Genomic DNA, 13,799 nt, shown 5'->3' with positions numbered 1-13,799 from the left:
CTTCCTCCAACATTACGCGGCCCGTGCCCCTCCTGGATACTCCTGAGTACCGTCGTGGGGAAAGTCATCGTGCGTACCCGGGGTACGCTCGCACCGTGCCCTCCATGAACGACCTCGTACGCCAGCACACCGCTCTCGGAGAAACCGACCTGGAGTGGCTCCACCTGCTGGTCTCGGAGTGGCAGCTGCTCTCCGACCTGTCCTTCGCCGACCTCGTGCTGTGGGTGCCCACCCTCGACGGCACCCGGTACGTGTCGGTCGCCCAGATGCGCCCGAACACCGGCCCCACCTCGTACCAGGACGACATGGTCGGCCACCTGGTGCCGCGCGGCCGCCGACCGCTGCTGGACGCCGCGCTCGACGAGGGCCGCATCGTGCGCGAGGGCGACCCGGAGTGGCGCGAGGAGGTGCCCGTCCGCGTCGAGTCGATCCCCGTCCGCCGCGAGGGCCGCGTACTGGGAGTGATCGCCCGCAACACCAACCTGCTCACTGTGCGTACACCCAGCCGTCTGGAGCTGACCTACCTCCAGTCCGCCTCCGACCTGGCGCAGATGATCGCGGCGGGCGCCTTCCCGTTCCCCGGCCAGCAGGTCGACATGGACGCCTCCCCGCGCGTCGGCGACGGCCTGATCCGGCTCGACGCCGACGGCGTGGTCACCTACGCCTCGCCGAACGCCCTGTCCGCCTACCACCGCCTCGGCCTCGCCTCCGACCTGGTCGGCCAGGACCTCGGCGCCACCACCGCCGAACTCGCCCCCTCCCGCGGCCCGGTCGACGAGGCACTGGTCAAGCTCGCCAGCGGCTGGGCCCCGCGGGAGACCGAGGTCGAGGGCAACGGCGGTGTCATCCAGCTGCGCGCGATCCCGCTCAAGCCGAAGGGCACCCGGATCGGCTCCCTGGTGCTCTGCCGCGACGTGACGGAACTGCGCCGTCGCGAACGTGAACTGATCACCAAGGACGCGACCATCCGGGAGATCCACCACCGGGTGAAGAACAACCTCCAGACCGTCGCCGCGCTGTTGCGGCTGCAGGCCCGCCGCATGGATTCCCCCCAGGGCCGCGAGGCGCTCAACGAAGCCGTGCGCCGCGTCGGTTCGATCGCGATCGTGCACGAGACGCTGTCCCAGAACCTCGACGAGCGGGTCGAGTTCGACGAGATCGCCGACCGCGTCATCGCCATGGTCTCGGAGATCTCCCCGGGCAAGGTCGACTGCCGGCGCACCGGGCGGTTCGGGATCCTGGACGCGGAGGTCGCCACCCCGCTGTCGATGGTCCTGACGGAGATCCTGCAGAACGCGCTGGAGCACGCCTTCACGCCGGGGGAGCGGGGCGCCGTGGAGGTGGCCGCGCTGCGCAGCGGGACCGGCCGCACGGACGGGCGGCTGCTGATCACGGTGCTCGACGACGGCAACGGCCTGCCCGAGGGCTTCGACCCGCAGCGCGCCGGCAACCTCGGGCTGCAGATCGTGCGGACCCTGGTGGAGGGCGAGCTCGGCGGCACCTTCGACATGGTCCGGGCCGAGCCGCGCGGCACCAAGGTCGTCCTCGACCTGCCGATCAGCCCGCAGAAGTAGCAGCCGAACGGTGACTCAGTGTGAGCGACAGCCTGGGGGCGGCGCGCACGCAGCGTAGTGGCGGCACAGCACTGAGCCCCGGACCGAATGCTTCGGTCCGGGGCTCAAGAGCACCTTGCTGAGCGCTTCTTCCGTTACTGCGCGCTGCGCGTCGAGGCTCGAAAGTCGTTTGTCAGGCGCTGGCGTTGCGCGCCCGGTTGCGAGCGGCGCGGCGCTTCATGGCGCGGCGCTCGTCCTCGCTGAGACCGCCCCAGACGCCGGAGTCCTGACCGGACTCGAGCGCCCACTGCAGGCACTGCTCCATGACGGGGCAGCGGCGGCAGACGGCCTTGGCTTCCTCGATCTGCAGCAGCGCAGGACCGGTGTTGCCGATGGGGAAGAAGAGTTCCGGGTCTTCCTCGCGGCAAACGGCGTTGTGACGCCAGTCCATGGCTGCTCCATCTCCTTGTATTGCGGGCACTTTGCTTGTGAATGTGAACGCTTTCACGAATCCCCCCGTGAGGGAAGGGCGACCGCCCGGTTTCACGCGGGTGATCAGTCAGAGATTCGTGGAGGGGTTCTGGCGGTCTGTGTGGGTGCCGGGTCCTGCGGGCTGTCCCGATCGCCATGAAGAGATTCGCAAACCTCGGACGGGGATACAACCCCTTCCGGAAAGTTTTTTTTGATTCGTCGGTGTCTACTAGGTCACAGCCCTACATCGTGAGGGTGGACCGGCGTGTAAACGTTCGAGTGAAAGGCCTGCGGGCCCTTCTACTCACACAATCACACGCAGTGCACGGCGTACGCCTGTGAACCGAACGCTGGTGCGCAGTCCGAGGTGATCACCGTCCATCTGGAACGGGAGGGGAACCTTCGAATGCAAGGTGAAGTCGGTCAGATCGTGCAGAGACACCGCGTGCTTGCCGTGTGGACCCCGCTCAGGAGTGGAGGTCAGGAGCTGTGTCGCGTAGCGCGCGATGGCCGGAGTTGACAAACGGTTGAGTGCCAATACGTCAAGCGCAGTATCGAACGACGCCTCCGGCGAGGCGTAAAGCGGACGATTCCCCAGATACGTCCAGGGTGAGGTGTTGCACACTATGGACAGCACCAGGTCCCTCACCGGATCGGCGCCGGGGCGCTCCAGCGTCACCGTGCCCTGCCGGCGGTTCGGCTCCTCCCAGAACTGCCGCATCAGCTGTCGTACGTACAGGGCGTGCGTCGAGCGCTTGCCGCGCTCGCGCTGCTGCTCGACCCGCCCCACGACACCCGCGTCGAAACCGAAGCCCGCGCAGAAGGTGAACCAGCGGGCCGGGACCGACTCGTCCTCCGTGCCCGGAGTGCCCGCAGCCAGACCCAGGCCGACCGTCCGCTCGCGTTCCTCGCGCAGCGCGTCGAGCAGCGCGCCCGTCGCCTCGACCGCGTCGTTCGGCAGCCCGAGGGCGCGGGCGAACACGTTGGTGGAGCCTCCGGGGACCACGGCCAGGCGGGGCAGCCGGTCCGGATCGGGCCCGTTGTGCAGGAGCCCGTTCACCACCTCGTTGACCGTGCCGTCGCCGCCGAGGGCGACCACCAGATCCAGCCCCTCGTGGGTGGCCCTGCGCCCCAGGTCCCGGGCGTGCCCGCGGTACTCGGTCGTGACCGCCTCCAGCTTCATTTCGCTGGCCAGGGCATGGATCAGGACGTCGCGCGTGCGCGCACTGGTGGTCGTCGCTGCTGGGTTGGCCACGAGAAGTGCACGCATGTGCGCCAGACTACCCACCCGTCCGCGCGCCGACCCTACTGCCCGTCCCCTCCGGCCCGCGCGGGCCGCCGCTACCCTGCAGGGGTGAGTAAGAAGCAGCCCGCGAACGCCCCCGCCCCCACCGCCGAAGCGCCCACCGCGCTGCCCCGCCGGCTGACCGCCGCGGCCGTGCTCACCGCTCTGGAGGGTCTCGCGCTCGCCGGCCTCGGCGTGTACATGCTGTTCGTCGGCATCGCCGGCGACCCCGACTCCCCGCAGCAGGCCGAGACGGGCGGCATCACCCTGCTGGCGCTCGCCGCGCTGCCGCTGGTCGCCGCCCGCGGGCTGCGCCTGGGCCGCCGCTGGAGCCGCGGTCCGGCCCTGATCACGCAGCTGATGGCCCTGCCCGTGGCCTGGACGCTCTACACCACCGGCGGCGCCATGACCGCCGCCGCAGCGGCCCTCGCCGTCGCCGCGGTGGCCGTCGTGGCCCTCCTGGTGAACCCGACGGCGACGGAGGCCCTCGGTATCGGAGGGCCGTCCGCGTCCTGAGCGCCGTTCACTCCTCGACGAGGAGCTTCTCCCGCAGCTGGGCCAAGGTGCGCGCCAGCAGCCGGGAGACGTGCATCTGTGAGATGCCGACCTCCTGTGCGATCTGCGACTGCGTCATGTTGCCGAAGAAGCGGAGCAGCAGGATCCGCTTCTCTCGTGGGGGCAGCCCCTCCAGCAGCGGCTTGAGGGATTCGCGGTACTCGACGCCCTCCAGGGCCTCGTCCTCCGCACCCAGGGTGTCCGCGACCGCCGGCGACTCGTCGTCGGTGTCCGGGACGTCCAGGGAGAGCGTGCTGTAGGCGTTCGCCGACTCCAGGCCCTCCAGTACCTCCTCCTCGGAGATGCCGAGCCGCTCCGCCAGTTCGTGCACGGTCGGGGAACGGCCGTGCTGCTGGGACAGCTCGGCCGTGGCCGTCGTCAGCGACAGCCGCAGCTCCTGCAGGCGCCGGGGTACCCGCACCGCCCAGCCCTTGTCGCGGAAATGGCGCTTGATCTCTCCGACCACGGTGGGCGTGGCGTACGTGGAGAACTCGACCCCGCGGTCCGGGTCGAACCGGTCCACCGACTTGATGAGGCCGATCGTCGCGACCTGGGTGAGGTCGTCCAGCGGCTCACCCCGGTTGCGGAAGCGCCGCGCCAGGTGCTCGACGAGCGGCAGGTGCATCCGCACCAGCCGGTTGCGCAGCTCCGCCTTCTCCGGCGAGCCGTCGGGCAGGGCCCGCAGCTCGACGAACAGGGCCCGAGCACTGCTGCGGTCGCGCGGATCGGGCAGTGCCACGGGCACCGGGAACGCCGCCGCCGGGACCGCCGCATCGGTCTCCGGTGGCTGTACCGGCTGTGATTGGTCGTGCTGGTTCTCGCTCATAGGGCCCGCCCGTCGCTCCGCCGAGTCCAAAAAGCCGTTGTCCGCATCCGCGTCAGCCGGGTGCGGCCGGGCCTGCTGCTGCTCGGGGATGCCGCCGTCGACCTCGTGCCGTACCCGGGGCCGATCCCCGCCCCGCACCGGGATCTCCCCGCCGCTCACGCCGGGCCTGGCCCCGCGCCGCGTTGTTTGTAGAGGCTGATGCTCACCGTCCGGTTCTCCTCGACCGTGGCCTCGACCTTGCCGGCCAGCGCCGACAGGACCGTCCAGGCGAACGTGTCACGCTCCGGCGCGCGCCCGTCCGTGGTCGGTGCCGAGACGGTCACCTCCAGCGAATCGTCGATCAGCCGGAAGACGCAGCTGAGGACGGAGCCCGGCACGGCCTGCTGGAGCAGGATCGCGCAGGCCTCGTCCACCGCGATGCGGAGGTCCTCGATCTCGTCGAGGGTGAAGTCCAAACGTGCCGCGAGGCCGGCCGTGGCCGTCCGCAGCACCGACAGGTAGGCACCCGCAGCGGGCAGCCGGACTTCCACGAAGTCCTGAGTCCCGGGGTCGCCTGCGATCTGGGACACCCTCACCTCCAAGGTGGTACGAGCTCTTTTCGCCGGTGACGCTACCGCGATCCGGGCGATCGTGTCGCGGCACCCCTCATGACGCCCGCCCCGAGCACCCTGTCCTGTGCCCAGTGACTGATGGTAAGCCCATGGGCACACACGGTGGGTAGAGGTCTGCGGGGATCAAATCAGGGGAACCGGCGGAGGGTTGAACTACCCCCGCCTCAGACGATCGAACCGTCGACAAAACACCATCGCCAGGTCTCTCCCGGCTCGAAGCTCCGCATCACCGGATGGCCGGTCTCGTGGTGGTGCGCCGTCGCGTGCCGGAACGGCGAGGAATCGCAGCACGCCACGTGCCCGCACCCCAGACACATCCGCAGCTGCACCGGGTGGCTGCCGACCGCCAGACATTCTGCGCAGGTCCGTGCAGACGGGACCGGCTCGGGGCGCGGCAGTTCGGCAACGTGGATGCACTCGCTCATGATGGCCAGCGTACGGGCAGGGTGCGGACGCGCGACGACACGGGACGGATCTTCGATGGACGTATTGCAGCTGGTGGCGCTGGTCGCGGGCAGCGCGGCCGTGGCGGGCCTCGCCCGCCGCACGCCGGTGCCCGCACCGCTCCTGCTCGTCGCCGCGGGGCTGGCGGCCTCGTACGTCCCCGGCGTGCCCGCCTATGCGCTCGATCCGCACATCGTGCTGCCGCTGCTGCTCCCGCCGCTGCTGTACACCGCCGCCGTGGACAGTTCGTACCTGGACCTGCGCGCCAACATCAGGCCCATCGCGATGCTGTCGGTCGGCTACGTGCTCTTCGCCACCCTCGCCGTCGGGTACGCGGCGTACCTGGTGGTGCCGGGACTGTCCCTGCCGGTGGCGCTGGTGCTGGGCGCGGTGATCGCGCCGCCCGACGCGGTCGCGGCCACGGCGATCGCCCGCAAACTGGGCCTGCCGAACCGGCTGACCACCATCCTGCAGGGCGAGTCCCTGGTCAACGACGCCACCGCGATCACCGCGTACAAGGTGGCGCTGGCGGCCGCCGTCGGGGTGAGCGCCGGCTGGGCGGGCGGCATCGCCGAGTTCCTGCTGGCCTCGGTGGGCGGGGTCGGCGTCGGCCTGCTGCTGATGGTCCCGATCCACCAGCTGCGCAAGCGGATGCGGGAGCCGCTGCTGCAGAACACCCTGTCGCTGCTGATCCCCTTCGTGGCGTACGCGGCCGCCGAGCGGGTGCACGCGTCCGGCGTACTGGCCGTGGTCGTGGTCGCGCTGTACCTGGGGCACCGCAACTGGCAGGTCGACTTCGCCACGCGGCTCCAGGAGGAGGCGGTGTGGAAGATGGTCGCCTTCGTCCTGGAGTCCGCCGTCTTCGCGTTGATCGGCCTCCAGCTGCCGGTGGTCCTCAGGGGGCTCGGGGAGTACGAGGGTGCCGCCGTGGCCTGGTACGCGGTCGCGGTATTCGTCGTCGTGGTGGTGGCCCGCTTCGTGTGGGTGTTTCCGGCGACCTTCGTACCGCGCTGGATGTCGCCGCGGATCCGGACGCGCGAGCCGGACACCGACTGGAAGGCCCCGGTGATCGTCGGCTGGGCCGGGATGCGGGGTGTCGTCTCCCTGGCCATCGCCTTCTCCGTACCGATCTCCGTACCGCACCGGGACCTCATCCTCTTCCTGACCTTCACGACGGTCATCGGGACGCTGGTGGTGCAGGGGCTGACGCTGCCGCCGCTGATCAAGGCGCTGAAGCTGCCGCCCAAGGACGTCCGGGCGGAGACGCTGGCGGAGGCACAGGCGCAGAGCGAGGCCTCGCGGGCGGCGGAGGAGCGGCTGGCCGAGCTGCTGGAGCAACCGGAGAACTCCACGCTGCCGCCACCGCTGGCCGACCGCCTGCGGACGGTGCTGGAACGGCGGCGCAACGCGGTGTGGGAACGCCTGGGAGAGGTCAATCCGCTGACGGGGGAGTCCGCGGACGACATCTACCGGCGGCTGGCGGGAGAGATGATCGAGGCGGAGCGGGAGGTTTTCGTCGCGCTGCGGGACTCCCGGCGGATCGACGACGAGATGCTGCGGGTGCTCCTGCGCCGGCTCGACCTGGAGGAGGCGGCGGCGTACCGCGAGTCGACCTGACGGCACGTCCTCTGCGGCTCTCGCTACGGGCGGCCGGTGATGACTGCGGTGAGGGTGGTGCCGGGCGGGAAGGTGCCGGTCCCGGTGAGGGTGGTCAGGGCCCAGAGGAGTTTGGCCACGTAGATCCGTTCCACCGGGAAGCCGTGGCGGGCGGCGAAGTCGGCGGCGAAAACCTCCAGGGCGGCCGGGACGCGGGCGTAGCCGCCGTGGTGGAAGTCCTCGGCAAGAGCCCAGTCGCCGACCGGGCCGCCGTACGCCTCGGTCTGGAGGGAACGTATCTCCGCCGACAGGAAGCCGCCGGCCAGGACGGGGACGCCCAGCGCCCGCTGCCCGGCTGCCAGGCCGGCGGCCAGGCCCGCCAGGGTGCCGCCGGTGCCGCAGGCCACCGCCGCCACGTCGGTGACGCCGCGGAGCTCGCGGCCCAGATCCGCGCAGCCCGCCAGGGCGAGGGCGTTGCTGCCGCCCTCGGGGACCACGTACGCGCCGGCCGCGCCCGCCTCCTCCAGCAGCAGGGGGAGCGCCTGCGGGTCGGCCTTGGACCGGTAGCGGGAGCGGGAGACGAAGTGCAGCCGCATGCCGTCCGCCGCGCACCGGGCGAGGGAGTCGTTGAGCGGCCGGCCGGCCAGCTCGTCGCCGCGGACGATGCCGATCGTCCCGATGCCCAGCAGCCGCCCGGCGGCCGCGGTGGCCCGAAGGTGGTTCGAGTACGCCCCGCCGAAGGTGACCAGCCGCTCGTGTCCCGCTTCCAGGGCGGCCCGCAGGTTCGGCGCGAGCTTGCGCCACTTGTTGCCGGGCAGCTCCGGATGCACCAGGTCGTCCCGCTTCAGCAGCAGCCGCACCCCGTGCCGCTCGAACCGCTCGTCACGGACCTCCTGCAACGGGGACGGCGGACGCGGCTGCAGGAGCACGTCACGGTTCGCGGGGCGGTTCACCCGTCCATTGTGAGGGCGCTTCCGTCCCACGCGCCGCGGCTGACGCGGGCGTGACCGCTGAAACCCGCGCCGGACGGTCAGAGGGCCATCCACGGGACGGCGCAGGCCTGGGGGCCCTCGGGGCAGAGGGAGGCGATCACCGTGCGGCGGAGGGACCGCCAGGTGCGCAGGGAGCAGTCAGCCGGACCCGGAGTTCGACCGGTCGGCCCGGCACCGGGAGGGGTGCTCCCGGTGCCGGGCCCCGGTGGTTACTTCAGCCGTTCCGCGATGCGGTCGCGGAGGGAGCCCATCGTGAAGCCGCGGGGGTCGACCTTGCCCGGCTGCCATTCTCGGTGGCCGATGACCGAGCGGGCCGTCCAGCGGTGGACGCGGCACAGGGCCGCCGCCGTGCGGGCTATGGCGTCGATCTGTGCCGGGGGCCAGGGGTCCGCGCCGTCGCCGAGGTTCACGCACTCGAAGCCGTAGAAGTGGCGGTTGCCGTCGGTGGTCGCCTCGTTGTCCGGGGGGAGCCGGCGTTCCGCGATCACCGCCGCCAGGACGTCCGGGTCGCCGAGGCCGGCGTGGTTGGCGCGGCCGTAGCCGACCAGGTGGACACGGCCGTCCTTGGCGATCACGCCGTGGCAGAGCGGTCCCGGGAGGGCGCTGTGGCCGTCGCGGCAGAGATCGACGCTGTACGCGGTGCCCCGCGTGACGGTGTGGTGGATCATCACCCCGTGCACAGGGCCCCAGGGGCCCTTGTGGTTGCGGTTGTGGGTGCGCCAGGCGCCGACCTCGACGACGGTCACGCCTTCGTTCCTCAGTGCGTTGATGAACCGGTCCGCGGACATGGGTGCGGCCATGGCCGCCTCCTTCGTTGCGGTGCGGGGCGGACACCCTGTGTACCCACCCCATCACGCTACGGTGTAGTGGAGGCGGACCTTCCGCGGCTAGTGTGTTCGTACGGTGAGCGAGCCGATCCGGACACGGCTCATGCGGAAGCGAGCCACAGGTCGGGGCCGAACACCTCGTAGTGGATGTCGGCGGCCGGCACGCCCTTCGCGAGCAGCTGCCCGCGCACGGACCGCATGAAGGGCAGCGGCCCGCACAGGTAGGCCCGGGTGCCCGGGGCGACGGCGATCTCGGACAGGTCCATCAGGCCCGTGCCGTCGCCCGGCTCCGCATCCTCCTCGTACCAGAAGCGGGCCGAGGCGTCGGCGAGCTTGTGGGTCAGGGCGCGGTGGTCGGCCCGCAGCGGGTGGTCCGCGGGGGAGCGGTCGGCGTGCAGGACCGTCACCGGGGCGGTGTGCCCGGTCTCGGCCAGGTGCTCCAGCATCGAGAGCATCGGCGTGCAGCCGATGCCAGCCGAGGCGAGCAGGACCGGGCCGACGGAGTCGTCCAGGACGAGGTCGCCGTACGGCGCGGAGACCCGCAGCGTGTCGCCGGGCCGGACGTGCGCGTGCAGGTGGTGGGAGACCTCGCCGTCGGGACCCGAGGCGGCCGGGCCGTGAATCCGTTTGACGGTGATCGCGCGGACCGTGGAGCCGGGTGCGCCGGAGAGGCTGTACTGGCGGATCTGGCGGGCCCCGTCCGGCAGTTCGACCTGGACGGAGACGTACTGGCCGGGCCGGTGGGCGGGTGCGGGGGCGCCGTCCGCCGGGGCGATGCGGAAGGTGGTGCAGTCGGCGGTCTCCTCCGACCGGCCGGTGACGGTCCAGTCGCGCCACACGTCACCGGCGGCGATCCGGTGTCCGGCGTAGAGGCGCTCCTCGATGGCGGCGAGGGCGTTCGCCATCAGCCAGTAGACCTCGTCCCAGGCCCGGGCGACCTCGGGGGTGACGGCCTCGCCGAGGATCTCGGCGATCGCCGCGAAGAGGTACCGGTGGACGACGGCGTACTGCTCGCGGGTGACGCCGAGGCTGGCGTGCTTGTGCGCGATGCGGCCGAGCATCACGTCGGGGCGGGTCTCCGGGTGGTCGACGAGGTGGGTCGCGAAGGCCGCGATGGAGCCGGCGAGCGCCTGCTTCTGCAGGCCGGCGTTCTGGTTGCCCCGGTTGAAGAGGTCCCGCAGCAGCTCCGGGTGGGCATCGAAGAGCTTCGCGTAGAAGAGGTCCGTGATGTCGCCGATGGCCGCCCCCACGACGGGCAGGGTGGCTCGGACGGTCGCGGTCGACTGTTCGGACAGCATGGGACTCCTCGCGTGGTGGAACGGGGCCAATAATTGGCATCGTAGATGCGTATTTTTGCTCGCAGGGGTCCGCAGGGATGCGGACTTGCGTTCGAACTCCCGTCGGAGGTGAGGTTATGGGGCTCGACGGGTAGTGATAACCGGCCATTCGGCCCTGGGGTCAGGGACCTTCGGCCCCCCTTGCCGCCCGGCTCGAAAGGCCCAGCAGGAGCGGGCCCGTCGGGGCTGCCACCAGGTCGTTCACCGTGAGCGGGTCCAGGGCGGCGAAGAACGCCTCCTGGGCACGGCGCAACGCCCCGCGCAGGACGCAGGCGCCCCGCAGCGGGCAGGGTGCGGTGCCGTCGCAGTCCACGACGTCGCCGGCGCCCTCCAGTTCGCGTACCACCGCGCCCACCGATGCGGCCCGTCCGGCGGCGGTCAGCGTGAGCCCGCCGCCGCGGCCGCGCCGCGCCTCGACGAGGCCGAGGTGTTGCAGCCTGGCGACCACTTTGGCCGTGTGGGTGTAGGGGACCTCCATCGTCGCCGCCACGTCCCGCGTGGTCGGCAGGTCCGCCTGCTCGACGGCCAGGCGCATCAGGGTGCGCAGGGCCAGGTCGGTGAATCGCGTCAGCCGCATGGGGCCACCGTAGGAAAGTTGCATCTTGGATGCAAATTCGAGCCCACGCATATCCACTTCTTGGCCGAAAACGATCGGTGGCGCGTGCCTCTCGCGGCCCGTTGCGGGGAGTTCGATCCGAGAGGGTGCCCCGTCCCGGACGGAGTAGTCCCACCCTTTTGTGTAATGGTTCGACCACGTTGCGTGCTGAAAGGCTGCCTCCGCAGACCCATGGAGTGATCGAAAGGGAAAGACATGTCGGTCCAGGCAGGTTCCGAGTCCGAGGCCCAGGCACCGCAGCGCAGTCTGGGGACGGCGGCCGCACGGAACTTGGCAAGCACGACCAAGTCCGCGCCGCAGATGCAGGAGATCACTTCGCGGTGGCTGCTGAAGATGCTGCCGTGGGTGTCGGTGCAGGGCGGCACGTACCGGGTGAACCGGCGGCTCAGCTACTCCGTCGGCAACGGGGTCGTGGAGTTCGTCAAGACCGGCACCCAGGTCCAGGTGATCCCGGCCGAGCTCGGCGAACTCCCGCTGCTGCGCGACTACGAGGACCTCGACGTCCTCGGCGAACTCGCCCAGCGCTGCCGGCAGATCGACTTCGAGGCCGGCCAGGAGCTGACCTCCTTCGGCAGCCCCTCCGACGAGGTCTTCCTGCTCGCGCACGGCCGCGTCGACCAGATCGGCCCGGGCCCCTACGGGGACGACGCCGTCCTGCGGACCGTCGCCGACGGCGCCTATTTCGGCGAGGACGCGCTCGCCGATGAAGAATCGATTTGGGAGTACACCGCCCGCGCCGCCACCCCCGGTACCGCGCTCGTCCTGTCCCGGCAGGACTTCCAGCTGCTGGCCGACCGGGTCCCCTCCCTGCGCGAGCACCTGGACCGCGTGCGCTCCCAGCCCGACCGGCGCACCAACAAGTACGGCGAGGCGGAGATCGACCTCTCGGCCGGCCACGAGGGCGAGGCCGTCCTGCCCGGCACCTTCGTCGACTACGAGGCCCGCCCCCGCGAGTACGAGCTCTCCATCGCCCAGACGGTCCTGCGCGTCCACACCCGCGTCGCCGACCTCTACAACCATCCGATGAACCAGACCGAGCAGCAGCTGCGGCTCACGGTCGAGGCGCTGCGCGAGCGCCAGGAGCACGAGATGCTCAGCAACCGCGACTTCGGCCTGCTCCACAACACCGACTACGACCAGCGCATCCAGCCGCACGACGGCGGACCGAGCCCCGACGACATGGACCAGCTGCTCAGCATGCGGCGCGGCTCCAAGCTGTTCCTGGCGCACCCCAAGGCCATCGCCGCCTTCGGCCGCGAGTGCAACAAGCGCGGGATCCACCCGGGAACGGTGGACGTCGACGGCACCCGGGTGATGACCTGGCGCGGAGTTCCGATCTTCCCCAGCAACAAGATCCCCATCAGCGACGCCCGCACCACCTCCATCCTGTGCATGCGCACCGGCGAGGAGGAGCAGGGCGTGATCGGCCTGCACCAGTCCGGCATCCCGGACGAGATCGAGCCGAGCCTGTCCGTCCGCTTCATGGGCATCAGCGAGCAGGCGATCATCTCGTACCTGGTCACCGCCTACTTCTCCGCCGCCGTACTGGTGCCGGACGCGATCGGCGTCCTGGAGAACGTCGAGATCGGCCGCTGGCGCTGAGCGCGGTGAACGCCGTCGCGACCGGCGAGGGCCAGGAGGCCGCGGCCCTGCTGGAACGGACGAGGGAAACGGTCGACCCCGCGCTGCGCCGCACCGTCGAGAGCCTGCCCGGCGGGATGCGGCGCGTGGCGATGTACCACTTCGGCTGGGAGCACGCCGACGGCACCCCCGCCGAGGGCAGACCCGGCAAGGCCATCCGGCCGGCCCTGGTACTGGCCGCGGCCCAGGCCCTCCAGGGCCCGGGCTGCGGCCCCGCCGCCGACGCCCTGCCGGCCGCCGTCGCGGTGGAGCTGGCGCACAACTTCACGCTGCTGCACGACGACGTCGTCGACAAGGACGTCCGCCGGCGCGGCCGCGCCACCGCGTGGACGGTCTTCGGGACACCGGACGCGATCAGCACGGGCGACGCCATGATGGCGCTCGCCGTGCGACTGCTCGCGCAGGACCCGCACCCCGCCGCCGCGGCGGCCTCGGCCCGGCTCTCGGCCTGCATCATCGAGCTGTGCGCCGGCCAGCAGGCCGACTGCGCCTTCGAGCAGCGCCCGGACGTGTCGCTCGACGAGTGTCTGACCATGGCCACGGCCAAGACGGGGGCACTGCTCGGCTGCGCCTGCGCACTGGGCGCCCTGTACGCCGGGGCCGGACCGGACGAGGTCGAGGCCATGGACGCCTTCGGCCGGGAGGCGGGCCTGGCCTTCCAGCTGATCGACGACCTGATCGGCATCTGGGGGGATCCGGGGCACACCGGCAAAGCCGCCGGGGCCGATCTGATCGCCCGCAAGAAGTCACTGCCGGTGGTGGCCGCCCTCACCTCGGGCACCCGGGCCGGCGAGGAGCTGGCCGCCCTGTACGCCGGCCCCATGACCGGCGACGACGCGCTCAGGGCGGCCGATGCGGTGGACCGCGCCGGCGGCCGCGACTGGGCGCAGGCCCACGCCGCCGACCGGATGGGCCGGGCCGTCCAACAGCTGGCCCGGGCCGTGCCCGACCTGGGGGCGGCAGGCGGGCTGCTGGCACTGGCTGAATTCGTGACGCGCCGTACGAGATGACCGGCCGCCGGGCGCCTCGGCGCCACCGCGCGACG

The 13,799-nt window shown here is 71.5% G+C and carries 14 protein-coding genes; 5 read left to right on the top strand and 9 right to left on the bottom strand.

Annotation, left to right across the window (positions count from 1 at the left end; translation table 11 throughout):
• Positions 1–104 precede the first annotated feature (104 nt).
• Entirely contained in the window at positions 105–1,574 is a 1,470-nt protein-coding gene (locus IF89_RS0123410; RefSeq protein ID WP_030771426.1) for a sensor histidine kinase, read from the top strand.
• Positions 1,575–1,746: 172 nt separating this feature from the next.
• Here the strand turns inward: IF89_RS0123410 and IF89_RS0123405 are convergent, their stop codons facing one another.
• The gene (locus tag IF89_RS0123405) at positions 1,747–2,004 is read right to left on the bottom strand and encodes a WhiB family transcriptional regulator (RefSeq protein ID WP_003953983.1); all 258 of its coding nucleotides are present in this window, start codon (positions 2,002–2,004) and stop codon (positions 1,747–1,749) included.
• Between the two features lie 324 nt (positions 2,005–2,328).
• Entirely contained in the window at positions 2,329–3,294 is a 966-nt protein-coding gene (locus IF89_RS0123400; RefSeq protein ID WP_030771422.1) for a diacylglycerol/lipid kinase family protein, read from the bottom strand.
• Positions 3,295–3,378: 84 nt separating this feature from the next.
• Here IF89_RS0123400 and IF89_RS0123395 point away from each other — a divergent pair, with 84 nt between their 5' ends.
• Positions 3,379–3,825, top strand: coding sequence for a hypothetical protein (locus IF89_RS0123395; RefSeq protein WP_043194303.1), 447 nt, complete (start codon positions 3,379–3,381; stop codon positions 3,823–3,825).
• A 7-nt stretch (positions 3,826–3,832) separates the two neighbouring features.
• Here IF89_RS0123395 and IF89_RS0123390 read toward each other — a convergent pair whose 3' ends face one another.
• From IF89_RS0123390 to IF89_RS42305, 3 genes are all read right to left on the bottom strand, one after another.
• The gene (locus IF89_RS0123390; protein ID WP_051807483.1) at positions 3,833–4,828 is read right to left on the bottom strand and encodes an RNA polymerase sigma factor SigF; all 996 of its coding nucleotides are present in this window, start codon (positions 4,826–4,828) and stop codon (positions 3,833–3,835) included.
• Between the two features lie 17 nt (positions 4,829–4,845).
• Positions 4,846–5,259: an anti-sigma regulatory factor gene (locus IF89_RS0123385; protein WP_030771414.1), complete on the bottom strand. Its 414-nt coding sequence runs from the start codon at positions 5,257–5,259 to the stop codon at positions 4,846–4,848.
• A 206-nt stretch (positions 5,260–5,465) separates the two neighbouring features.
• The gene (locus tag IF89_RS42305; RefSeq protein WP_078628457.1) at positions 5,466–5,726 is read right to left on the bottom strand and encodes a UBP-type zinc finger domain-containing protein; all 261 of its coding nucleotides are present in this window, start codon (positions 5,724–5,726) and stop codon (positions 5,466–5,468) included.
• Between the two features lie 55 nt (positions 5,727–5,781).
• On the opposite strand from IF89_RS42305, the gene IF89_RS0123380 reads away from it, so the two are divergent.
• Positions 5,782–7,362 (top strand): Na+/H+ antiporter, encoded by a 1,581-nt coding sequence (locus IF89_RS0123380; protein WP_030771411.1) that lies wholly within the window; start codon positions 5,782–5,784, stop codon positions 7,360–7,362.
• A gap of 23 nt (positions 7,363–7,385) precedes the next feature.
• Here IF89_RS0123380 and IF89_RS0123375 read toward each other — a convergent pair whose 3' ends face one another.
• The 4 genes from IF89_RS0123375 to IF89_RS0123360 all read right to left on the bottom strand — a co-directional run bounded on the left by IF89_RS0123375 (position 7,386) and on the right by IF89_RS0123360 (position 11,074).
• A complete protein-coding gene (locus tag IF89_RS0123375) occupies positions 7,386–8,294 on the bottom strand; it encodes a 1-aminocyclopropane-1-carboxylate deaminase/D-cysteine desulfhydrase (protein ID WP_030771409.1) in 909 nt (302 codons plus the stop codon).
• A gap of 248 nt (positions 8,295–8,542) precedes the next feature.
• Positions 8,543–9,133 (bottom strand): N-acetylmuramoyl-L-alanine amidase, encoded by a 591-nt coding sequence (locus IF89_RS0123370; RefSeq protein ID WP_030771406.1) that lies wholly within the window; start codon positions 9,131–9,133, stop codon positions 8,543–8,545.
• A gap of 128 nt (positions 9,134–9,261) precedes the next feature.
• Positions 9,262–10,458 carry a globin domain-containing protein gene (locus IF89_RS0123365; RefSeq protein WP_030771403.1) on the bottom strand — a complete coding sequence of 399 codons (1,197 nt, stop codon included), beginning with the start codon at positions 10,456–10,458 and terminating at the stop codon, positions 9,262–9,264.
• A gap of 160 nt (positions 10,459–10,618) precedes the next feature.
• Positions 10,619–11,074, bottom strand: coding sequence for an RrF2 family transcriptional regulator (locus IF89_RS0123360; protein WP_030771401.1), 456 nt, complete (start codon positions 11,072–11,074; stop codon positions 10,619–10,621).
• A gap of 234 nt (positions 11,075–11,308) precedes the next feature.
• Between IF89_RS0123360 and IF89_RS0123355 the strand changes: the two genes are divergently transcribed.
• Both IF89_RS0123355 and IF89_RS0123350 read left to right on the top strand, forming a co-directional pair.
• Positions 11,309–12,715, top strand: coding sequence for a family 2B encapsulin nanocompartment shell protein (locus tag IF89_RS0123355; RefSeq protein ID WP_030771398.1), 1,407 nt, complete (start codon positions 11,309–11,311; stop codon positions 12,713–12,715).
• Positions 12,712–13,764: a family 2 encapsulin nanocompartment cargo protein polyprenyl transferase gene (locus IF89_RS0123350; RefSeq protein WP_030771395.1), complete on the top strand. Its 1,053-nt coding sequence runs from the start codon at positions 12,712–12,714 to the stop codon at positions 13,762–13,764. The genes IF89_RS0123355 and IF89_RS0123350 overlap by 4 nt, the downstream gene beginning before the upstream one ends.
• Positions 13,765–13,799: the final 35 nt, after the last annotated feature.

It is taken from the genome of Streptomyces sp. NRRL F-2664, assembly GCF_000719345.1.
In the GTDB taxonomy this organism is placed as follows: domain Bacteria; phylum Actinomycetota; class Actinomycetes; order Streptomycetales; family Streptomycetaceae; genus Streptomyces.
This window is presented reverse-complemented; position numbering and strand designations above follow the sequence as displayed.